We start from the raw sequence: 23715 nt of genomic DNA, 5'->3' as shown, positions 1-23715 counted from the left end.
TTCGTCGGGGCGAAAGTTACTTGTACGAGACAAAAACCTCCGTGAAATTCCAGAATGTCGGCTCAATCGCGGCCGAAATGCACGGCTGATGCGATACCCAATCACAACGACAGGATACGGATGTTCCGGTACCAAGCTTCAGCGGGCGGACCGCTGTGGATTTGCAGCCCGATCACACCCGAGCGGGGAATCGCGGGATCGGTTTCGGTGTACCGGACCGTCAACGTCTCGTTGAGAAAAATCTCGATGTCGTCGCCCTTGCAAACGATCCGCATCCGCACCCAAGCCGATTCGGGAACAGAAACTTCCGAATCGGACGTTTCCGCTGCCGCCTCGCCTCCACCCTGACCAGGCTCCGAATCACCGTTTCCTAAACCGGCGTTTTTCCACTCGACATCAAACGGCACCTCGGGTTCGGCAAGCATTTTGCGGCGGCGGGATTCATCGTACAGGGCGCCCCACACCGAGCGGCCCCACGCGTTCCCCATGTCGGCCTGGTACCCGATCACTTCGTTTGCAGGCACCTTATCGCTGCTGAGCGGCCGACGCGAGCGAAACTGCACGCCCGCGTTGGGATTTGCGCCCCGCATGCGAACCTCCATCCGCAAATCGAAGTCATCAAAAGTCTCCGTCGTACACAGGAATTGATTCTCAGGAATCCGTTTTTCCAGACGTCCGGCTACGACGGCGTTGCCTTCGGTATGAAACCAATACGCGTTGCCTTCCCAGCCCGCCAAAACCACGCCGTCGAACAGCGGACGGGACCTGAGATTGAATTCTTTGTCGGAAACATCCGTGATCGTGGATCTCGCCGCCGGAGCGGTCTCTTCGATCGAGGCGGATGGCGTCTGAGCAAACACCGCCGGGGCGAATGTCAGGAAAACTGCGGCGGGAAGGGCGAACGGGCCAGTGAAACGCGTCATTTTTGCCTCATCTTTGTTGATAACGATTTACCGATCATACTCTCGGGCTACCTATCTAACGTTTCCCCATTTCGAAAAAACGAAACCGCCGATCTCGACATGAGCACCTCCACCGAAACCGACCAGCGCGTTCTGAACAAATACAGCCGTCAAGTGACCCAGCCGAAGAGCCAAGGTGCGTCTCAGGCGATGTTGTACGCAACCGGCATGACCCCCGAAGACATGAACAAACCGCAAGTCGGTATCGGCAGCATGTGGTATGAGGGCAACAGTTGCAACATGCACCTGCTCGACCTCGCCGCCGAAGTGCGCAAGGGTGTCGTCGAAGCGGGCATGGTCGGCATGCGGTTCAACACCATCGGTGTCAGCGACGGCATCTCGATGGGGACCGACGGTATGAGCTTCTCGCTGCAAAGCCGTGACCTGATCGCCGACTCGATCGAAACGATCATGGGCGCGCAGTGGTACGACGCATTGATCGCGCTACCGGGCTGCGACAAAAACATGCCTGGCTGTTTGATCGCGATGGGACGGCTGAACCGCCCCGCGATCATGGTCTATGGCGGAACGATCAAACCCGGCTCATTCAAAAATGAAAAACTCGACATTGTCAGTGCGTTCCAGTGTTACGGTCAATTCATCGCCGGACAAATCAGCGAAGAAGAACGAACCGAAATCGTCCGCCGCAGTTGTCCGGGTGCGGGTGCGTGCGGCGGGATGTACACGGCCAACACGATGGCCACAGCGATCGAAGCCCTCGGCATGGCACTGCCGTATTCGGCTAGCATCCCGGCCGAAAATGAAGAGAAGATTGATGAGTGCCACCGCGCCGGCAAAGCGATCTTGCACCTGCTCGAAAAAGACATCAAACCTCGCGACATCATGACTCGCGAAGCTTTTGAAGACGCGATGGTGACGTTAATGGCACTCGGTGGCAGCACCAACGCCGTGCTGCACCTAATCGCGATGGCCCGCGCCGTCGACGTGCCGCTGACCATCGACGATTTCCAAAGCGTCAGCGACCGCACGCCTTATCTCGCCGACTTAAAGCCGAGCGGTAAGTTTGTGCAAGAAGACTTGCACAGCGTCGGCGGAACCCCCGCGGTCATGAAGTACCTGCTCGAAGAAGGATTGATTCGCGGCGGACACATGACGGTCACCGGCAAGACATTGGCTGAAAATTTGAAGGAAGTGCCTTCGCTCAAAGAAGGACAAAAGATTGTTGCGAAGATCGATGCGCCGATCAAGAAATCCGGTCACATCCGAATCCTTCGTGGTTCGCTCGCACCCGAGGGCGCGGTGGCAAAAATCACCGGCAAAGAAGGCCTCCGTTTCTCGGGGCCGGCACGTGTTTACGACAGCGAAGAGGACATGCTCGCGGCACTCGAACGCAGCGAGATCCAAAAAGGCGACGTCGTCGTGATTCGTTACGAAGGCCCGAAAGGCGGACCGGGCATGCCTGAAATGTTGACCCCAACCAGTGCCATCATGGGAGCAGGATTGGGCGGCGACGTGGCTTTGTTGACGGATGGACGATTCAGCGGCGGCAGCCACGGTTTTATCGTCGGACACATCACCCCCGAAGCTCAGGAAGGTGGCCCCGTCGGCCTGATTCGCGATGGCGACATCGTGACGATCGATGCGGAAACCAATTCGCTCGATGTCGATATCGACGCTGCGGAACTCGAAACTCGCCGCAAGGCTTGGACCGCACCGCCACTCAAAGCCACTCGCGGAACACTCTTCAAATACATCAAGTGTGTGAAGAGCGCATCCGAAGGCTGCGTCACAGACGAATAGGTTTGGCGATCAAGAAAAGGTTCGTTCGCGGCGAGTTCCGCGAACGAAAACCGACCGCATCCCGGTGGGACTCGCTCAATCGCGAGCCCCTCGCCGGGTGGCTGATTCCTGAGCGTTTGCACGGGTTTTCTTTGGCGAAACCGCCAACCGAGCACAATCAATCTCCGGACGGAGTGGAAAAGCGGGTAAGCTGCACGCCCTCGTTCACGCACCTTGTCCAACGCCGTCACGATTGTCGCTCCGTCATGCACCTAGCCGCCCGAATCACCTCGTTCGCCTCGGTGCTGGTCATTCTTTGCGTCGTTTTAGGTGAAACCGCATCACTCGGCGCCGCCGAACGGATGATCGACGCCTTCCCGCAATCGGCGTCGAGCGGGTGCATGGCCTGTCACGGCGAAATCGAACTGATCCGCGAATCGGGCAGCGAGATGATGCAGCAGATCATCGCTCTGGGCACCGAGCTCGGTGACCCCGCCGGCTGTGTGGTCTGCCATGGCGGCGACCCCAGCGAAACCAAGGACAAGCAGGTCGCGCATGGTAGAGATGATCCTGATTCGTTCTACCTCGACCCCGGTTCACCCTGGGTCAACGATCAAACCTGTGGCACCTGTCACCCGAAACACGTTGAGGTGCAGTGGAAGAGTTTGATGATGACCGAGGCGGGAAAGATCCAAGGCGTGTGTTGGGCGTTCGGTGGATTGACGGGCTACGAACACAAGTTCGGCAATTACGCGGTCGAAAACCCTGAGAACCCCGACGATCGGCTCGGTACGGATGCATACAAAGCCTACATGCAGCGACTCAAGAAAATGGAGCCACAGGTTTTCGTCGATCGTCACGAACCGCTGCCCGATGCTCTCGGGTTTGATGAACTCGATCGCCTCGACGAAGATCCCACCTTAGCCGCGTTCACGTACATCCGTCAGGAATGCCAACGCTGCCATCACGCCGTCAAAGGGCGACAAACTCGCGGCGACTACCGCGGCATGGGATGCAGTTCTTGCCACGTCCCGTACGGCAACGAAGGTTTCTACGAAGGCGATGACCAAACGATCGATCGCGAAGCCCCTGGACACATGCTCGTCCACAGCATCCAGGGAACCCGCGAAGCCAAAGTGACCGTGCACGACAAAACATACTCGGGCATTCCTGTCGAAACGTGCACAACATGCCATGACCGCGGCAAACGCATTGGTGTCTCGTTTCAAGGGCTGATGGAAACACCCTACGAGTCACCGTTCGCAGCCGATGGCAGCGGACAACCCAAACTGCACACCAAACACTACATCGCGATGGAGCAAGACATCCACTATCAAAAAGGGATGACTTGCCAGGACTGTCACACGTCGATCGATGTGCACGGCGATGGATTTCTTGCCGCGGCAAACCTCGCGGCCGTGCAGATCGAGTGCAGTGATTGCCACGGCACGCCTGACGTTTACCCGTGGGATCTGCCGCTCGGATTCATGGACGAATTCGAAGACGAAGCGGCCACGGGCGAGCCTCGCGGCCTCACCACACAACTCGAATCGCACACCCTCCAAGGCACGATTTATCCTCCTGGCGATGGATACCTGCTCACCGTTCGCGGCAATCCCTATGGCAACGTCGTTCGCGATGGCGATGACATCATCGTCCACACCGCTAACGGCAAGGACCTCCGCACGCCGACTCTTAAGAAACTCAAGGACGAAGGCAAACTCAGCCAAAACGGTCTCGTCGCGATGAGTGGCATCGCCAGCCACTTGCAGGAGATGGAGTGCTACAGTTGCCACGCCTCCTGGACGCCGCAGTGTTATGGCTGCCACGTCAAAATCGACTTCAGTCAAAAAGACAAATGCCCCGAGTGCAACGAGTCAAAAGAAAACTTTGACTGGGTCGCCGCAGGACGCCGACACATGGATCCCGAACACCGCACCGATCGCGGTGAATCCGATTACAAAGATCTGATGATCCCAGGAAAGATCACCGAGCAACGCAGTTACCTGAGATGGGAACAACCGATGCTCGGCGTCAATGGCGAGGGCCGCGTCACGCCACTGGCACCCGGTTGCCAACCCAGCGTCACGATCATCGGAGCCGACGGCAAACCGATCCTGACCAACCATATTTTCAAGACACCCGAAGGCACCGAAGGCGGCGGCGAAGGGGGACAACTCGCAATCGACATGTCCCCGACACAGCCGCACACGATGACAAAGAATGCTCGCAGTTGCGAATCGTGCCACACCTCCGAAAAAGCCCTCGGCTACGGCATCGATGGTGGCCGGTCGACGAGACCGCCGAACGAACGCGTCATCGTCGATCTCGAAACGATTGATGGCGAAATCATTCCCGAGCGAACCAAACCGCAAATGGAACCGATTGAAAACCTCGCCAACGATTGGTCACGCATCGTTGACGAAGAAGGCAATCAATTACAAACGATCGGCCACCACTTCAAGCTTTCTCGACCGCTTAACAACGACGAGCGGGCAAGAATGAGTCGCCATGGGGCTTGCTTGTCTTGTCATCAAGAGATCCCGACGCAATCGCTCGCGGTAAGCCTGCTGCATCACGTGGCTCAGTACACCGGGCAAATGCCCGTCACGGCTGACGATCACAACTCGCTGGTTCACAAAATCGTGTTGATGAGCGCCTGGACCCAAGCGATCGGCATCATCGGTCTGCCACTGGCCTGCGTCGGCACGGCGTTATGGTTCCGCAGACGGCGACGAACGGCATAAACGAACGCGACTCACGCGGGTGTTTTCAATCACAACGATTTTGCGTGTCCGCCCCGTGATGGTTACGACAATGTGTGTATCGAAATCACATTGTCGGCGCCTTCAACGATATCGTTTCCGCTGACGACGACCATCGTGTCACCGGGGCGAATCAAAGCTTCACCATTCTCGGTTTGGTCGCGTGCCCAGCGAGACACATGTTCGATCAACCGTGAAGTTTCCTCGATGTCCTCGCAGTAGATCGGTTCGATCCCCCAAAACAGATTCATGCGGCGAACCGAAGCCAAATGATCACTAATGGCGACAGTCGGGATCAGCGAACGTGTGTTACTTTTGACCCACGCGGTGCCACCGCTGTGCGTCGCGATCGCGATCAGTTTGCTGCCGATGGCCTCCGCGACTTCGATCCCCGCTCGCGTGGCGGCCTGGGTAACGCGGAAAGTTTCATCCACGTTACAAAAAGGTGTCGACTGTGCGTTGAGACATGCCTCTTCGGTTTTGAGCATGATCCGATTCATCATCTCAACGCTTTTTTGCGGGAAATCACCGATGGCGGTCTCGCCACTGAGCATGCAGGCATCCGTTCCGTCGATCACGGCGTTGGCAACATCCGACGCCTCCGCACGCGTCGGACGTTGGCTGTGATGCATCGACTCGAGCATCTGGGTCGCAACGATGACGGGTTTCATAAATCGTTTGCACGTGGCAATGATCCGTTTTTGTGCCACGGGCGTTTCGGCGACATCGATTTCCACGCCGAGGTCTCCGCGGGCGACCATGATGCCGTCGGCTTCTTGCACGATCCGGTCGAGATTATTGAGGGCTTCGGGCTTTTCGATTTTGGCGATCACGAGTGCCCGGCATTCGTAGCTGTTGAGCAGATCTTTGAGGCTACGAACGTCCTCGTGCGTGCGAACGAACGAGAGGCTGATGAAATCGATTTCGTTTTGAGCCGCCCAGATTGCGGTTTCGATATCGATCGGCAACATCGCCGCGACGGACAATTTCACACCGGGTAGGTTGATGCCCTGGCGGCTGCGAATTTCGCCTGCGGCGACCACCACACATTCGGCCCGCGAGGAAGTCACCGATTGCACCTGCAAAGCTACCGTGCCGTCGGCCAACATCACGCGATCACCCGGCTGAAGTTCGTCGATTAGACGTGCGTAGGTGCTTGTCAGCTCACCTTTGGTTTCGATCTGCGTACCGCGGACGAAGGTGATTTTCTCGCCGAGCGAACAAACCATCGGCTCCTCGAGGAGCGTGCCCAATCGAATCTTGGGACCGGCCAAATCCATCAGCACACCGACCGGAAATCCGGTCCGCTTGGACGCTTCGCGGATGTTCGCGAGTTTCTCCGCGTGCTGTTCGATCGTGCCGTGGGCGCTGTTGATGCGGAAAACATCGACGCCGGCTTCGATCAGGTCGGCGAGCTGTTCGACGCTGTCACAGGCGGGGCCAACCGTGGCCACAATTTTCGTACGGGCTTCGTTCAATCGTGGGCGTGGCATACAACAGGCTTTCCAAAAAATGAGGCGCCGAACACTGGCACCGAATGAAGGCATCCAAGACAGGAATGTAGCCGATGCCGCTTTGTTTGCTAAGCAAGAGAGGAATCACCGACAATGACGCCCGAGAAACCCCCGACAGCGACGGCCCCCAAAAACCGACCCGCCGCCATGGTCAGCGGAGGTTCGTCAGGGTTGGGACTCGTCATCGCGCGACGATTGCTCGCCCGAGGCTACTGCGTCTCGATTCTAGGACGTGATGCCGGACGCTTGGAAAATGCCCGCGTTGAACTCGCGGGTGACAACAACGATTCGGCCGATCTGATCGCGGTCACGGCCGACGCGACGTCGCCGGACGATGCCAAACGAGCAGTCGAAGCTCACCTGAACGCGTTCGAGCGACTCGACGTGCTCGTGAATGTGGTCGGACGCAGCGATCGAGGCCGGATCGAAGACTTGGACGCTCAAACGCTGCGAGAATTGTTCGAGGCCAACGTGATCAGTGCATTGCAGTGCAGCCAGGCTTGCTTGCCCGCTCTGCGAAAAACACGCGGAACGATCGTCAATATCGGTTCACTCGCCGCCCGAGTCGCACCCCGATTCCTCGGCGGATACGTGATCGTCAAACACGCGTTGGCCGGGATGAGCCGGCAAATGCGAATGGAATGTGAAGCCGACGGTGTCCACGTCGGGCTCGTTTGCCCGGGGCCGATCGCGGGCGATCACGCACCCAATCGCTACGGCGTCGACGCGAAATCCAAGCTGCCCGCCGACGCGGCAGCACCGGGTGGCGGAGCGAAACTGAAGTTGCTCGATCCGGTCGATGTCGCTGACGCGGTCCTGCGATGCATCGAGAAACGCGAAATCGAAATCATCATGCCCGGCAAAACGAGACTCTTGATGGCAATCAACGCGGTCTCGCCAAAACTCGCCGATTGGATCCTGAGCAAAAAATCGTCGAAGTGAAGCTTTCGCAGAAAGTTCCTCTGGAACTGACCGCTGCGCCCCATCCTTTTGCATGCAAGGGGTACGATGAAAACAACCGACCGCGGGCTCCGGTGCACTGCGGTATTGATCCGATCCAATCCCGATTGCGAGGACAGCGAAATGCCTTCCATGTTCAAAACCTGCACAATGACAGCCGTCACGTTCGCGATGCTCCTCGCCTTCATCGCAAGTCCCTGCCGTGCTCAAGACAAAGCAGCCTTGAGCAGCGAAAAGCCGGTCACCTGGACCAAGGAAGCACTCCAACAGAGCCACATGGAGTTCTTGAAGAGCGAAGGGTACTCACCGCGGGTCGATGAAGACGGCGACGTGGCGTTCAAGTTCGAAGGACGAACCTACTACCTGCTCATCGCCGAAGACGATCCCAACCTGATGCGGTTGGCCTACCCGAACTTCTGGTCACTCGAAAACGAAGACGAGCGTCAACGAGCCCAGGTCGCTGCCCTCAAAGCGACCAAAGACACCAAAGTCGCGAAGGTCTTTTTGACCGACAAGAACACGTGGGCGATGGTCAGCCTATTCCTCGCCGAACCCGACGACTTCCACCCCGTCTTTTCCCGTTGCCTGTCAGCCTTGCGATTGAGCGTGAACACTTTCGCCGACACCATGCGTGGCAACTAAGCAACAATCAAACCGACCCCGCTGGCGGAACAGGGGTTTCGAAACTTTGACCATGAACTGACACGCACGCGATCGCGTGCCGTGCTCTTAGAAATCAATCGCACGCTCAGGGATCGTCGAAATCCCCACGTTTTCCGCTACCAGCGACATGCCGTGTTTCGCAGCGGACTATCGTTCCAGGTGCGCTAACACCAGCGCGATGTCCGCGGGGGTGATTCCGCTGATTCGTTTGGCTTGGGCCAAGTTGAGCGGCCGAACCTTCATGAATTTCTCACGTGCCTCACTTCGCAGCGGTCCGATCCGGTCATAGTCGAACGAAACCGGAATCCGTTTCTCGCTCATCCGCTGCTGCTTGTCGACGTCCATCTGTTGTCGGTCGATATAACCGGCGTATTTGATGTCGATACAGCATTGCTCGGCCGCCTCCGGTGCAATGGATTGCAATTGGGGAACGAGTTCCCGAATAACTTCCCACGTGACTTCCGGGCGACGGAGATAAACGTCAGCGGGTGTCTGGTCGACGCGTGCGGCGGCGAGCATTTCCCGGCCCAAACGGATCTGTTCGAGCTTGCTCGCAAACCGTTCACGCCGCTCGGCAGAGATCAAACCGAGCTCGTCCGCCATCGGTGTCAGGCGACGATCGGCGTTGTCTTGACGCAGCAGCAGCCGGTATTCGGCGCGGCTCGTGAACATGCGGTACGGCTCATCCGTGCCAGCGGTGACGAGGTCGTCAACGAGCACGCCTAGATACGCGTCTTGACGGGAGGGAACCCACGTCGAAAGCCCGGCGACGGTGCGTGCCGCATTCAACCCAGCAACCAATCCCTGACCCGCCGCTTCTTCGTAGCCCGTCGTGCCGTTGATTTGGCCGGCGAAGAACAACCCCGAAACAGTCTTAGCCTCGAGGTGAGGCCACAACTGAGTAGGGGGACAGTAATCATACTCGACGGCGTATCCGTATCGCATGATCGACGCGTTCTCGAGCCCCGGGATCAAACGGAACATCCCGTCCTGAACGTCTCGCGGCAGGCTGGTTGAGATCCCGTTGACGTACACCTCGTGTGTTTGCCGGCCTTCGGGTTCGAGGAACAATTGATGGCTCGACTTGTCCGCAAACCGCACGACTTTGTCTTCGATCGACGGGCAGTACCTAGGTCCACGCGAATCGATCTGGCCGCTGTACATCGGCGCACGCGAGAGGTTCTGCCGAATCAGTTCGTGAACGGCTTCATTGGTGTGCGCGATATGGCAGGGCAACTGCTCGCCGGGGAGTGACCGCGTCAGGTAACTGAACGCTTGCGGATTGTCGTCGCCCGGCTGTTCTTCGAGCACCGAGAAATCGATCGTGCGTGCGTTGAGCCGTGGTGGGGTGCCAGTCTTGAAACGATCGAGCTGGAAGTTCAATCGCTGTAACGCGCCACTGATACCGGCCGTCGTGCCTTCGCCCGCCCGTCCGCCGGCGCTCTTGGCTTCACCGGTGTGCATGATCGCTTGCAAGAACGTGCCCGTGGTCAATACGACGGACTTGGCGTAATACACCGCGTCCCCACGAACCGCGACGCCCACAATCCGCTGCGTCGCCAAGCCATCGGAATCGCTGGCGGGGATGGATTCGGTGATCAGGTCCTCGACGGTTTCCTGGCGCAAATCGAGATTGGGCTGGGACTCGATCTGCCATTTGATGTGGTTTTGGTAGGCCTTCTTGTCGGCTTGAGCCCGCGGGCTGTGCATCGCCGGGCCCTTGCGACGATTCAGCATTCGAAACTGGATGCCGGTGGCGTCGATGGCTTCGCCCATCAATCCGCCGAGGGCATCGACCTCGCGCACGATTTGACCTTTAGCGACGCCGCCGATCGCAGGATTGCACGACATCTGTCCGACAGTGTCGAGATTCGTCGTCAGCAGGGCGGTTTTGGCGCCGAGGCGAGCCGCGGCCGCAGCCGCTTCCGTACCGGCATGGCCTGCGCCGATGACGACAACGTCATAGTCGTAACGATTTTGAGGATGAGCGCGATTCAAATGCTGAAGTCCGCAAGGAGGAAGTGCCGATAACCGTAACAAGCCGTTTCGTCGCCGAAACGGTTCAGGTGTCCGTCTACCTTCGATTTTGACCAAACCATGCGATTTGAACAGCACCGAAGTGCCGAGACCGTGAATCTAAAGCGAAATTGCGGTTTCGCCGTCACCGGTCGAAGACGATTGGTCGCCTACGCAATCTCGGCTGCCCTGGCGATGGCACCGCAGTGTGGCGTGGCGCAAGGTGTGACGGACGTGGTGCTGGGTTCCGGTTCGTTCCAAATCCCATTCAACATCGCTGCCGGCGGGTCGCAACCGCGCGAAGTCCATTTGTACATGGCTCCGGCGGTCAACGTGGCCTCAACCGGCGCCGATGCCTCGAACGACATGGGTCCGCCCCCGATTGCTCCGGGTGAGTGGCGGTTACTCGATCGCCAATTACCGAGCGTCGGACAATTTCAAGTTTCACAAACGCCCGACGGAACGTTTTGGTTCGCCACGCGAACGATCGATGCCAGCGGCAGGCCTCATCCGCCGGGTCCGATCGATCCGGAACTGAAGGTGACCGTCGACACGACGCAGCCGGCCGTTGACCTCATTGCCGACGCGGACGCCGACGGCAAAGTCACCGCGAACTTCACCGTCGACGACGCGACCGGTGCCTCGCAGATCACGGTGCATTACGTGACCGACACACTCCAGCAGTGGCAGACGGCTCGGGTGGAACGCACCGCGGACGGCGGACGGTTCGCGTTTGAACCGACCGATCAGTGGCAGCAATTGTCGCTGCGGCTGCGTGTGCTCGACGGCGCCGGCAATGAATCCATCATCACAAAACGCTTGCAGAAACCTCGCGTCGCCGTGGCCGGTTCCACCCGTTTTGCCTCCGGACCGCTCGGCTTCGGCAATCCAATGAACTACGGCAACGCCGCCGCGACGCCCAACTACGGGGGCATGCAACCGGGATCCCCGGCCGCAATCAACATCGCCGGCAACTCACCGGCATTGCCGCCTCCGTCCACGGCGGACCAGATCAGCCAAGATTTCGGGCGGCAAATGCCCGCGATCGAGATGCTACCCAACTCGAGCGATTCCGGAACCGAACTGGTGCCCGCGCCGGCTGCGGACGCCCAAACGCCCGCCGAAGCGATGCGTCCGCTCGACGCCTCCGCACTGCTGCCGTCGCAGCCTCAGCCCCCAGCCGAACCTCGAACCCCAACGCACACTGCCCCCGCACCGGCACCAAGATCGGTGCCACCGGCACCCACATCGGTTCAGCGACCGGTCGATCGCTCGGTAACCTCCACCGCAACCGACAACGTCGCACCGCAAACGCCGTTCGTCACCGAAGCGATTCCGGCACCCTCAGGACATCGGCCGGCACCCACCCAGCTCAACCAACCGGCGCTGCCCGAAATTGACGAGAACGAGCCGGACAATGGTCCCGTTCCCTCGCCTTGGTCACCGATCGACTCCAGCCGCACACGCAACCCGAGTCGCGAGTTCAGTACCAAGCCGACGCCGCGTCCGGTAACCCCCGGCGAACTGCCGTTGGCATCGCGAGAGTCCACCGCCCCGCGTGAGCAACGCCGCGTTCCGGTCTCCTCAACCGATCCGCTCGACCTCGAGCGATTGGCGCAACGGGCCGTCGTTCGTCACAGCAACAGCAATCAATTCAGCTTGGACTACGAAATTGAAGCGATCGGCGGTCGGGGAGTGGACGAAATCGAACTCTACGGAACCACCGATGGCGGCCAAACCTGGAAAAAATGGGGCAGTGACCCCGACAGGGTGAGCCCATTCGATATCGAAACCAATGGCGAAGGCATCTTCGGATTCCAAATCGTCGTGGTCGCGTCCAATGGCTTGATGAGCCCACGACCGCTCGCCGGCGACGTTCCCGATATCGTGGTGGTCGTTGACCAGACGGAGCCCGAAGTTGGAATTTCGGGAGCAAAGTACGGCGAAGGCGACCGGGCCGGTTCCCTCGTAATCGCCTATCACTGCGAAGATCGATACTTGACCTCACGCCCGATCACGCTTGCGTTCAGCGATTCTCCGACTGGTCCGTGGACCACGATCGCCGCGGGACTCCGCAACATCGGAGATTATGTGTGGCCCGCCGACCCGCAACTGCCTCGTCAAATCTACCTGCGGATCGACGCGACCGATCAGGCGGGCAACGTCGGTGGTTATGTGCTCGAAGAACCGATCGACACGCGTGGATTGGCACCCCGCGCCCGGATCCGTGCCTTCCGCTCGATCCCCAGCCGTTAATCTGCGGTCGCTAATCTGTGGCCTGTGATCCGCGACCATGGATCCGCTGAGAACGTCGATGCCGAGTCGACGGCCGCCGCGTGAGAATCGGCCCATTCGTTGAAATGGAACACACACGTTCCACTTACCGGTGACCTACGATCGCTCCGGAAGCGTGTGATTCCTTCTTTGCATCGCCAAAAAAATGCTCTAACACCCGGTTGGGTATCTGACACGGCTTCGGCGACCCGGTACACTCTGGGCCTGAGGCGTGGCATTTTGTCGCGACAGGCCTTTCCAAGCCAAAAAATGTGCGTTATTGCCATTTTAGTGAGGCTTGCCCCATCGACGATTCACACTGAATTTCCTTATGCTTTGCCCCCTCATGAATCTCGGGCGGGGCTTCCACCTCAGGCCGACCGAAGTATCCTTCGTATTCTTCGTCGGCAACGGATGTTTTCCGATCGATTACCTGACCATTCACCCCCTGTTTACCCGCTCAAAATTTACGGAGCTCTTAGAAGATGTTGGAAATGGCAATGTTATTGGCCCAGGCTGTCGCGAACGACTTCGGACGCATGGGTCTCGGTATCGGTATCGGTTTGATCATCGTCGGTGCCGGACTCGGTATTGGTCGTATCGGCGGCAGTGCCGTTGACGCGATGTCACGTCAACCGGAAGCCGGTGGACGCATCCAGACCGCCATGATTATCGCGGCGGCACTGATCGAAGGTGCGACCGTTATCGCACTCGTGTTCATCCTGCTCTGTCGTGCCGGTTAATCGTCGCGACTCGACGCTGATACTCCCCGTGTCGCGTGTGATGTTCTCACTCCCGATTCGCTTTTCGCAACGAAGTTTGTCACCGAGCTGATAGATGAAACGCCTTCTCGCCCTTTGTCTGATGACCTGTTTGAGCCTTCCAGCGCCGGCAATTTTGCCGGTTGTGGCAGGCGTCGCCGGGGTTGCCATGGTTTCGGCACCGACGACGGCTTATGCCGACGTCGAACTTGCTGACGACCTCAACGATCACGAGCATGATGACGATGCCGCGTTACACGACGAAGAAGCGTCGTCGGAGCACGGCGATCATTCAGACGAAGCCAAGACCCCGATTTTGTCATTCGACTTCGGATCGGCGTTTTGGAACTTGGTGATTTTCGTTTGTGTGCTGGCGGTTCTGTCGATCTTTGTTTGGCCCAACGTTCTGGGCGGCTTGCAGTCTCGCGAAGATAAGATTCGCGAAGACCTAGAGTCGGCTGAACGAGCCAACGCGGAAGCCCAAGCGATTTTGGCTGGCTATCAGTCAAAACTCGACGAAGCGGCGAAGCAGACGCAAGCCATGCTCGCGGAAGCTCGACGTGACGCCGAAGCGAACGGGCAAAAGATCGTCGAACAAGCCAAAACTGAGGCTGCGGCCCAACGAGAACGTGCGGTCGCAGATATCGAAAATGCGAAGAAAGTAGCGATGGCCGAAATCGCCTCGCGAACCTCAGAAATGGCAATGCAAGTTGCTCGCGGTGTCGTCGGTCGTGAACTGTCCGCGGACGATCATGCCGATTTGATACAGCAAGCAATGCAGCGATTGCCCAGCCAGAACTAACCGGATCGTGGCACGATCATGCGTGCCGTGATTCAGCCGTGTTTCTGAGGCGGACAAAGTGATTCTTCGATTGATTGCGAATCGCCGGTGCCGCTGAAGATACCAGGCCTCAGGGCCTTGCAGTCTCAATTTTTTCGCCGTCCTCCCGCCGAGATCCCCGAAGTGTCCGAATCTGTTTCCCAGCCAACCGCGCTCGACGTCGGCGCCGAACAACTCGGCAAGACTTATGCCCGAGCTTTGTTGGGTGCGACGCAGTCCGAGGGCTCGACCGATCAAGTCATCCAACAACTCGACGAGTTGTGCGATGACGCGCTCGCCAACAGCGAGCAGTTGCGTGCGGCATTCGCCTCACCGCGGATCGACGCTAACGAGAAATGTCGAGTACTCGATCGACTGCTCGGCGACTCCGCCCATCCGACCTTGTTGAAATTCCTCAAGGTCATGGCCGGACGTCACCGACTCGCGTACGTCAGTGCCGTTCGTGATGCGGTGGTCAAACTCCACGACGAGGCGACCGGTCGTTTGCTCGTCGAAGTTCGCACCGCGGTCCCGTTGACCGACGAACTGCGTGGCAAAGTCACTCATCAGCTCAACGTGCACTTCAGCAAAGAAGTTCGATTGCGAGAAGCGGTCGACCCGTCGGTCATCGGCGGCATGGTCATCCGTGTCGGTGACACCGTGTTTGATTCTTCCGTATCGAGTCGACTCGACAAAGTCGGACGCGCCGCAGCGGCCGGTTTTGCCCGCCGATTGATCGAAAAATCAGACCAATTTATCGGCACCTAGTCGCCGATTGCCCCACAACAATACATTCCATTCAACGCCTTTTCTTTGAAGAAATAACGGTACGGTCCAGTGAAATTCAACAGCGATGAAATCGCATCGGTCTTGCAAGCCGAGATCGAACAGTTTGATAGCAAGATCGATGTCCGCGAAGTCGGTACGGTCTTGGAAGTCGGTGACGGGATCGCTCGGGTTTACGGGCTCTCGGGCGTCATGGCCGGCGAAATGGTCGAGTTTCCTAACGGATCCATCGGCCTTGCGTTTAACCTCGAAGAAAACAGCGTCGGGGTCATCATTCTCGGTGACTACCTGACGATCGAAGAAGGCGACGAAGTCAAAGCTCTCGGAACCCTGTTGTCGGTTCCCGCCGGCGACGCCGTCATGGGCCGCGTGCTCGACCCGTTGGGCAACCCGCTCGACGGCAAAGGCCCGGTTCAATCCGACGTGACACGCCCCGTCGAAATCATCGCGACCGGCGTTGCTGAACGCAAACCGGTTACCGAACCGCTGCAAACGGGTATCAAAGCCATCGACGCGATGACGCCGATCGGACGCGGCCAACGCGAACTGATCATTGGTGACCGCAAGACCGGTAAGACCGCAATTGCGATCGATGCGATCCTGAACCAAAAAGGTCAGGGCGTAAAATGCTTCTACGTCGCCATCGGTCAGAAAGACTCCGCCGTCGCCTCGATCATCGATGTGCTCGAACGATACGGCGCGATGGAATACACGACCGTCATCGCCGCAGGTGCATCGTCACCAGCACCTCTGCAATACATCGCTCCGTACGCCGGTACCGCGATGGCTGAACACTTCATGTTCAACGGCGGACACGCACTGGTCGTTTATGACGATTTGTCAAAACAAGCAACTGCGTATCGTCAGATGAGTTTGTTGATGCGTCGCCCACCAGGCCGCGAAGCTTATCCTGGGGACGTTTTCTACTGTCACAGCCGTTTGCTCGAACGTTCGTCGAAATTGTCGGACGACCTTGGTGGTGGTTCGATCACGAGCCTGCCGATCATCGAGACGCTCGAAGGCGAAGTTTCCGCGTACATTCCAACCAACGTGATTTCGATCACCGACGGTCAGATTTACGTTCAACCCGACTTGTTCTTCTCGGGTGTTCGCCCGGCGATGAACCCCGGGATTAGTGTTTCCCGCGTCGGTGGTGCCGCTCAAACCAAGGCGATGAAGAAGGTCTCCGGTGGTTTGCGTCTGCAACTCGCCGCCTTCCGTGCCCTCGAAGCGTTCGCGCAACTCGGTACCGACCTTGACCCCGCCACGCAAAAGGAACTCGACCGCGGTTACCGCATGGTCGAGTTGCTCAAACAACCCCAGTACCAACCACTGTCGGTCGCCGAACAAGTCATCAGTATCTACGCCGGTACCAACGGCATGCTCGATGACGTGCCGGTCAAAGAAGTGCAACAGTTCGAAAAAGAAATGCTGCAGTTCGTGAATGACAAGCACTCGTCGTTGGTCAGCGACATGACGGCCAAGCCTGAACTGACCGACGAAATCGTCGAGCGAATCGTTAAAGCGGTCACCGAATTCAAAGCTGTCTATAAGGGAGGCGAAAGGTAATCGGAAACGGGTAACAGTTCCGTTCCTCCCTTCCGTTACCTGCAACCTTTTACTTCAGATAAGCCATGGCCAACGCACGTGCTCTCGACAAACGACGCAAGTCGATTCGAAACATCCGCAAGATCACGCGGACGATGGAATTGATTGCAACCGCTCGCTACAAGAAGGCGATGGATCGGGCTGCGGCGGCGACCGCGTACACCGATCAAATCACCAAGATCGTCAGCCAATTGGCCGATGCGGGAACCGACGTTCAACATCCGCTGCTCGAGCAACGTGAAAAGATCCGTTCGTCTCGAGTGCTCGTTTTGGCGAGTAACCGAGGGCTGTGTGGCGGATACAACGCATCGATCTTGCGAACCGCGATGCCTCACATCAAGCAAGTTAAAGACGAAATCGCCAACGTGACCGTCGACGTATCGGGCAAACGAGGCGTCAACGGCTTGAAGTTCCGTGGCATCAACACGGACAACAAGTATCTGCAATTTGAAGATCAACCGGCGTACGACGAAGTCGAAAAGATCGCCAACGACTATTTGGCTCAGTACATCACCGGCAAGATCGACCGTCTCGATGTGATCTACACCAAATTCATCAGCACTTCGAAACAAATCCCGATGATCGAGACGCTGTTGCCTCTCGGTTCGCTCGGGGGCGACGCCGAAGGCAGCGGCCCGGGTGCCGGCAGCGATGAAAACTCGCAATACGAGTTTTTGCCTTCCGCCGAAAGCATTCTTGAGGAAGTCGTTCCGACGAGTTTCAAAGTCAAATTATTCAAGTGCTTCCTGGATTCAGCCGTCTCCGAACAAGTTGCTCGGATGATTGCGATGAAGGGCGCTACTGAGAGTGCGGGCGACATGATCAAGCAGCTCTCGATGACCTACAACCGTGCTCGCCAAAGCCAGATCACGGGCGAGATCATGGAAATCATCGGTGGCGTCGAAGCCCTTGGAGGCTAACGCCGACAAGACGTGGCTTCTAGCGTCCAGCTAGCAGCCGTTGCCTTTACAACCTATTCATCAACACCTTCCCACCAAGCTAGAAGCTAGTCGCTAGAAGCTAAGAGCTAATTCAATGTCTACCGCAACCAATGCCGTCGGTCGTGTTTCTCAGATCATCGGATCGACTTTCGACGCCGAATTCCCTGAAGGCCAGCTGCCCAAAATCTACAACGCTCTGACGATCCAGAGCGAGCACAAGGGTGTGACGATCAACCTCGTTGGTGAAGTCCAACAGCACCTCGGTGGCAGCCGCGTGCGGGCGATCGCGCTGGGTAGCACCGAGGGCATGATGCGAGGCATGGAAGTCGTTGATACCGGCAAACCGGTTTCGGTTCCTGTCGGACAGCAAACCCTCGGCCGTGTGTTCAACGTGCTCGGTCAACCGATCGACAAACGGGGTGACGTTCAAGCCGAAGACTACTGGCCCATCCACCGCCAAGCTCCACCGCTCAACGAACTGTCCACGAACACCGAATTGTTCGAAACCGGTATCAAAGTGGTCGACCTGCTGACCCCCTTCGTCCGCGGTGGTAAAGCCGGCTTGTTCGGTGGTGCTGGACTGGGCAAAACGGTTATTTTGACCGAACTGATCGCCCGGATCGCGAGCAGCCACGGTGGTTACTCGGTGTTCGCCGGCGTTGGTGAGCGAACCCGTGAAGGCACCGACCTTTGGTTGGAAATGCAAGAAACCGAGATCGGTAGCACCGGTCGCAAGGTTATCGAACAAACCTGCATGGTGTTCGGCCAAATGAACGAACCACCAGGCTCGCGTCTTCGCGTCGCACTGTCTGCTCTGACCATGGCGGAATACTTCCGTGACACGACTGGCGCTGACACGCTGCTCTTCGTCGACAACATTTTCCGGTTCTCGCAAGCCGGTTCGGAAGTGTCGGCACTCCTCGGCCGGATGCCTTCGGCGGTGGGTTACCAGCCAACACTCGCAACCGAAATGGGTGCGTTGCAAGAACGGATTACGTCGACCAAGCAAGGGGCTATTACATCGGTGCAAGCCGTTTACGTCCCTGCTGACGACCCGACTGACCCTGCTCCCGCGACGGCGTTCGGCCAGCTCGATGCGTTTATCTATCTCGAGCGTTCGATTTCTGAAAAAGGGATCTATCCCGCGATCGATCCTCTGGCATCGAACTCGCGGATTCTTGACCCGCAGTACGTCGGCGACCGTCACTACACGATCGCCCGTCGCGTCCAAACGATCCTTCAGCGTTACCGCGAACTCCAAGACATCATCGCGATTCTCGGTGTCGACGAACTCAGCGAAGACGACAAGACGATCGTGCACCGTGCACGTCGGATCGAGCGATTCCTGTCGCAGCCGTTCCTCGTGGCGGAAGTCTTCATCGGTAAGCCCGGTGAAATCACGTCGCTGGAAGACACGATTCGCAGCTTCGAAGAAATCTGCGACGGCAAGTGGGATCATCTGCCCGAGCAAGCCTTTATGTACGTCGGTGCGATTGAGCAAGCCGAAGCACAAGCCAAGAAGATGGAGTCGAAGTAAACGATGGCCATTCGATGTGTTGTTGTTACGCCCGAGCGAACCGAACTGGATAAGGAAGCGGACTTTGTCGCGCTGCCGATGTTCGACGGTGAACTCGGGGTCCAAGGCGGGCGTGCTCCGATGATCGGCCGCCTCGGTTATGGCGTGCTACGTCTGCAGACCACGGCCGGCCCTCAACGATTCTTCGTTGACGGTGGGTTCGCGCAGGTCGAATCAGACGTGGTCAACGTGCTAACAGCACGTGCGATTCCCGTTGATCTGCTCAATACCGACGAAGCGACCAAGTCGCTCGCCGAAGCACTTGAGATGCCCAGCGAAACGCCCGAGCAGAGTCAAATTAAGGAAACCGCAGTCCTGCGTGCACGCGGACAACTGCGGGCATCGAGGTAAACCAGAGTCGCCGGCCGCGGCGACCGGTTCCTAGAGCAACAAAAAAGCGAAGCCAGCAATCGCGGCGGATTCGCTCAACAGCCCACCGCTCGTCTGGCAGCACGTTTCGCCGCAGTGCAACGGCTCGATCGAGCAATCATATTGCTGGCAGGTAGGGCAATCGCCATAACCGGTGACACACCGGCAGTGAGGCTCGGACGCGACCCGGTAGGGCAGCATGGCCGTATTAGCGAGAAACCAGAAACTCGAATAGCCGTTCTGCAGGCAACCGAATCGATCGCAGTCGACTTGGCCACAACGCTCGAGGTTCATCTCCTGGTAGTACGTAGGCTGATGACAAAAGCGTATGTGCACGCGAGCGGCCCGCGGCGGCATGCGGTTGCCGCCCACGATCCACTGTGGGTCGTCGTCCAAGACGATCGCCGCTTGATTGACCGGCACCTCATTCTCGCCAGCTGGGTGAGGGGCAAGGCGAAGTTCACGCGGCGATTTATTCAGAATCGCAATCCGCCGGGCCAACCGCTGGGCCTCGTCGGCTTGGAGTTGGTTCGCTTTCTCGCGGGTGCTTTCGCGCTCGGCCACCCGATTTCGATCACGTCGCTCGTTCGCTGGATCAAATCCGTCTTCGCGGTCGCTTCCCAAGCTTGGAATGGACGACGGGTCCCCGTTGTCGGCCGATTCCTCATCATCAGCGGGATTGCCATCGATGACGGGGTCATCGCCCATCAACATCAATCGTAAGTCGTCACCGTCATCTGGCGACGCGAAGGCCACCCGCACACCCGAGTTTTCCGCCGAAAGTCGAGGATCGTGGGGTGAATCCGCACTCGCCGGCGACAGCGACGCTGCGAGGACAAGCAGATTCAGAGAAACGATCAAACGAGTCATTGCGAATATTGGCTAGAGATTTGGATGCGTGCATACGCATCCTTTATATCGTTACCCGAATCGGTTGACCGCGAGCCCCGTTCGTCTTGTCCGCATTCCTAAGCTGATTCGCACAACCGGGATCTTCGTAACAACCCGCAGGACCCCGATATCTTCACATTCCCCAGAACAGCGATTACGGGCTTGTCCCCGGGAAACAGCACTCATGACGATGCTCTTGAGTAGAATAAAGCACCTTCTTTCTCCATCGGCACGCCGCCACTTATGAACATTGGATCACCGCGACATTTTCGATCGATTCTCGACGCTTTGTTGGGGCGATGGGTGCGTGGTGACGGTCAGCGGGTCCCCAATCGCGTCCAAGGACCGTGGGTGCCTCGGGTGCGGTCGCTGGAGCCCCGGATCGTCCTTAACGCGACCGCGGAGCTTGCTGCCCTGGGCGACTTGGTCATTTCGGGCGACGCCGCCGATGATTTTGTGGATGTGTCTATCAACGCGTCGGGCCGGATTGAAATTTTTGACGCCAACGCCGCGGTCATCCCCATCCGCGTGGGTACCGATAATGCTGGCGCCCCAATCTTTGTCGATTCCCTTGACCCTAGCGAGATCGTAACCGGACGCTTGAGCGTCGACCTTGGAGGGGGAGACGACACCCTCCTCGTTGACGTGCCCGTCGATCTCAGCGTCACGGTCGTCGACGATCTCGGCAACGATTCCGTGAACATTTCGCTCAACGCGGACGCGGCGGAGGTGTCCGACAACACCCTCAATATTTCCGCCGAGACGATCAACATCGATGGAGGCGACGACACCATCGACTTAAGTACCAGTACGTTGAATTCTTCGGCCGTCAATGGTTCGATCGTGATTGAGGACGCAAACGCGGTAACGCTCGGCGACGTATCCGTCACCCAGGGCGGACTGCAAATCGGCGAAAGCGGTGATCCGCTAACCGGCAACGTCACTCAGGCCCCCGGAACGAACATTAGTGTTGGTCGATTGGAAGTTCACACCGACTCGGGTATCAATCTTTCACAAACAACTAACTCGATCGCCGTCGTTGATGAAATCACCAGCCAGGGAAACGTCGTCCTGCATAGCGACGCGACCGGCCTGCCCAACGACACGATGATCGTCCACGACATTGAAACGCTCAATGACAACGTGCGGGGTGATATCTCGATCACCGTCGTAGGTTCTGTCGATCTCATCTCGTCTGATCCCACCAGTGACACGGTCCTCGCAACGGCGAATGGCCAGATCAACGTTAACGCGAGCGACCAAATTCGGATCAGCGATTTCGTTTCCAACAACAACGACCTGGACGTTGACGCGAATCACGAGATCATCGCCGGAGGCGAGCAGGGACGCATCGCCATGTCAGCCGGGCAAGCGTGGATCGCGGGCGATTCCGTTCAGATCCATGCCCGCCAGATTTCCGATGGAGCGGTGACAATCAACGCACCGAGTGTCGAGCTTGGGGACGACTTCGAAATCAACACCGGCAACGGGATCGGCGTCGCTCGTCGCTTCGGGCCACGCCCCGAACTGATCGTGGTGGAGCCAGGGGTTATCAAAGAAGTGCCCCCGGGTGTCATCACGGACCCGACCGATCCTGATTTCGTAAAGATCGAAACTGCTTTTTACGATGTCGAATCGATCATGACCGACATTCTGACTCAGGCGAACGCGAACGATGCCAAAGGCGTGTTTTCCGTTGAGATCGGCGTTGTCGGCGAGAACGGATTGACCCTCTCAATCGATTGGGGTGGCCAGTCCAACCGGTTCCAACGGCTTGAGGACCTTCCCGGCGATCACACCCGCGTCGACGTCTCACACGTCTATCTAGAGTCGGACATTCTCAACTCAAGACTCAACGGCCGCCCCAGCGCCACCGATCCCCTGGCCGTCCGCTTTGCCGTCTCACATCACGATTCGATTGTGATCAATGGTAATTCCATCCAACAAACCGTTGCACCGGGGGAAGTTGTCACGGCGGGCGGAGCATCGCTGCGGGAAGATGTTCCCGGCGAGTTGATTTCATCCACGGATGATCCGAGGACAACGACGAACTTTGAAGATGCGAACGTGCCTGATCTTGAAAGCGGGCGTGCCTTCTTTGTCATCCCTCGTGTCGATTTACCCCCCGCGTTCTTCGCAGTTCGCAATGTGATTCCCGACCCCATCGATCCACCACCACCGATCATCTTGACCTCGACGATCGAACTTTCCAACGTCACCTTTGAAACCGCCGAAGCGTCCGCGTCACCGCTGAGTATTCGGGAAGAATACTTTCAGCTCCGCACCTTATCCCCTGACCCACAAGGCGATGATCAGATCGAACCGATCCGACTACCAGACAACATCATGTCGGAGGATCAGTTGAGCGATCTGTTCGCTGAATTGCCCGATGGCAGTTATGAGATTCAGTACGTCATCGGCGAAAGCGATCAACGCACGATTCTGCGAGTGGATCTGCGTGGAGGCCGCGCTGTCATCCTGAGCGAGGAACTTGAAACCGGTTCGATGGAACTCGAACTGATCGAGGGCGAAGATTTCAGCGAGGCCCCGTTGTCCGAGACACAACCGAGCGGAGTGGATCATGAACCGTGATCAAGAACCCGCCGGTGACGAACATCCGCAGGAACCTCCGCAATCGTCAAACGATTCCGATTCGTTGCTGCCCGCTGCGCCCCTAAACGATGATCAAACGCATCTTGACGGGCTACATGCGACTGATCCGGATGCCACTGTTGACGACATCAGCGACTTCGCACTTGATGCCACGATTGAAGAACCGCTCGCATCCGATCCCAACGCCACAGTAGAAGAAAACCGCGACTTCGATCCTGACGCGACCATCGAGGAACACCCCGGTATCGACCCGCATGCCACCGTGGTTGAAGACGAGGACTTCGATCCAAACGCAACCATCGAAGAAAACGGCGACGATCCCAATGCGACCGTGGAAGAGATCCGCGACTTCGATCCCGGCGCGACCATTGAGGAACACCCCGGTATCGATCCGCATGCCACCGTGGTCGAAGACGAGGATTTTGATCCAAACGCGACCATCGAAGAAAACGGCGA

18 protein-coding genes are annotated in these 23715 nt (G+C 58.0%); 14 read left to right on the top strand and 4 right to left on the bottom strand.

The window, feature by feature from the left end; translation table 11 throughout:
- Positions 1-101: 101 nt before the first annotated feature.
- A complete protein-coding gene (locus tag NB063_RS24165) occupies positions 102-923 on the bottom strand; it encodes a 3-keto-disaccharide hydrolase (RefSeq protein ID WP_250931554.1) in 822 nt (273 codons plus the stop codon).
- A gap of 99 nt (positions 924-1022) precedes the next feature.
- On the opposite strand from NB063_RS24165, the gene ilvD reads away from it, so the two are divergent.
- Positions 1023-2723, top strand: a complete 1701-nt coding sequence (gene ilvD, locus NB063_RS24160; RefSeq protein ID WP_250931552.1) for a dihydroxy-acid dehydratase — start codon at positions 1023-1025, stop codon at positions 2721-2723.
- A 245-nt stretch (positions 2724-2968) separates the two neighbouring features.
- On the top strand, positions 2969-5449 hold the full coding sequence (locus tag NB063_RS24155) for a multiheme c-type cytochrome (RefSeq protein ID WP_250931550.1): 2481 nt from the start codon (positions 2969-2971) through the stop codon (positions 5447-5449).
- Positions 5450-5511: 62 nt separating this feature from the next.
- Here NB063_RS24155 and pyk read toward each other — a convergent pair whose 3' ends face one another.
- Complete coding sequence (pyk, locus tag NB063_RS24150; protein WP_250931548.1) at positions 5512-6960, bottom strand: pyruvate kinase; 1449 nt, start codon at positions 6958-6960, stop codon at positions 5512-5514.
- 114 nt (positions 6961-7074) lie between these two features.
- Here pyk and NB063_RS24145 point away from each other — a divergent pair, with 114 nt between their 5' ends.
- Together NB063_RS24145 and NB063_RS24140 are read left to right on the top strand one after the other, a co-directional pair.
- Positions 7075-7923: an SDR family NAD(P)-dependent oxidoreductase gene (locus NB063_RS24145; protein ID WP_250931546.1), complete on the top strand. Its 849-nt coding sequence runs from the start codon at positions 7075-7077 to the stop codon at positions 7921-7923.
- A gap of 66 nt (positions 7924-7989) precedes the next feature.
- Positions 7990-8583, top strand: coding sequence for a hypothetical protein (locus NB063_RS24140; protein ID WP_250931544.1), 594 nt, complete (start codon positions 7990-7992; stop codon positions 8581-8583).
- Positions 8584-8751: 168 nt separating this feature from the next.
- Here the strand turns inward: NB063_RS24140 and mnmG are convergent, their stop codons facing one another.
- Complete coding sequence (mnmG, locus tag NB063_RS24135; RefSeq protein ID WP_322975289.1) at positions 8752-10644, bottom strand: tRNA uridine-5-carboxymethylaminomethyl(34) synthesis enzyme MnmG; 1893 nt, start codon at positions 10642-10644, stop codon at positions 8752-8754.
- A 57-nt stretch (positions 10645-10701) separates the two neighbouring features.
- On the opposite strand from mnmG, the gene NB063_RS24130 reads away from it, so the two are divergent.
- The 8 genes from NB063_RS24130 to NB063_RS24095 all read left to right on the top strand — a co-directional run bounded on the left by NB063_RS24130 (position 10702) and on the right by NB063_RS24095 (position 19737).
- Complete coding sequence (locus NB063_RS24130) at positions 10702-12876, top strand: hypothetical protein (RefSeq protein ID WP_250931535.1); 2175 nt, start codon at positions 10702-10704, stop codon at positions 12874-12876.
- A 503-nt stretch (positions 12877-13379) separates the two neighbouring features.
- Positions 13380-13637 (top strand): ATP synthase F0 subunit C, encoded by a 258-nt coding sequence (locus tag NB063_RS24125; protein ID WP_250931533.1) that lies wholly within the window; start codon positions 13380-13382, stop codon positions 13635-13637.
- A 94-nt stretch (positions 13638-13731) separates the two neighbouring features.
- A complete protein-coding gene (atpF, locus tag NB063_RS24120; RefSeq protein WP_250931531.1) occupies positions 13732-14457 on the top strand; it encodes a F0F1 ATP synthase subunit B in 726 nt (241 codons plus the stop codon).
- Between the two features lie 117 nt (positions 14458-14574).
- Entirely contained in the window at positions 14575-15243 is a 669-nt protein-coding gene (gene atpH / locus NB063_RS24115; RefSeq protein ID WP_250931529.1) for an ATP synthase F1 subunit delta, read from the top strand.
- A 69-nt stretch (positions 15244-15312) separates the two neighbouring features.
- Positions 15313-16830 (top strand): F0F1 ATP synthase subunit alpha, encoded by a 1518-nt coding sequence (gene atpA, locus NB063_RS24110; RefSeq protein ID WP_250931528.1) that lies wholly within the window; start codon positions 15313-15315, stop codon positions 16828-16830.
- Positions 16831-16895: 65 nt separating this feature from the next.
- Positions 16896-17789, top strand: a complete 894-nt coding sequence (atpG, locus tag NB063_RS24105) for an ATP synthase F1 subunit gamma (protein ID WP_250931526.1) — start codon at positions 16896-16898, stop codon at positions 17787-17789.
- A gap of 115 nt (positions 17790-17904) precedes the next feature.
- On the top strand, positions 17905-19347 hold the full coding sequence (gene atpD / locus NB063_RS24100; protein WP_250931524.1) for a F0F1 ATP synthase subunit beta: 1443 nt from the start codon (positions 17905-17907) through the stop codon (positions 19345-19347).
- A gap of 3 nt (positions 19348-19350) precedes the next feature.
- On the top strand, positions 19351-19737 hold the full coding sequence (locus tag NB063_RS24095; RefSeq protein ID WP_250931523.1) for a F0F1 ATP synthase subunit epsilon: 387 nt from the start codon (positions 19351-19353) through the stop codon (positions 19735-19737).
- A 30-nt stretch (positions 19738-19767) separates the two neighbouring features.
- Here NB063_RS24095 and NB063_RS24090 read toward each other — a convergent pair whose 3' ends face one another.
- Complete coding sequence (locus NB063_RS24090) at positions 19768-20625, bottom strand: bZIP transcription factor (RefSeq protein WP_250931521.1); 858 nt, start codon at positions 20623-20625, stop codon at positions 19768-19770.
- Positions 20626-20889: 264 nt separating this feature from the next.
- Here NB063_RS24090 and NB063_RS24085 point away from each other — a divergent pair, with 264 nt between their 5' ends.
- Positions 20890-23238 (top strand): autotransporter outer membrane beta-barrel domain-containing protein, encoded by a 2349-nt coding sequence (locus tag NB063_RS24085; protein ID WP_250931519.1) that lies wholly within the window; start codon positions 20890-20892, stop codon positions 23236-23238.
- On the top strand, positions 23228-23715 hold a 488-nt coding region (locus NB063_RS24080), incomplete at its 3' end, for a hypothetical protein (RefSeq protein ID WP_250931517.1). The genes NB063_RS24085 and NB063_RS24080, both read left to right, overlap by 11 nt.

Origin of the sequence: Aporhodopirellula aestuarii (genome assembly GCF_023701485.1) — a bacterium.
Lineage (GTDB): Bacteria > Planctomycetota > Planctomycetia > Pirellulales > Pirellulaceae > Rhodopirellula > Rhodopirellula aestuarii.
Note: the sequence above shows the minus strand (reverse complement) of the source record. Positions and strands in the feature narration are given on the sequence as shown.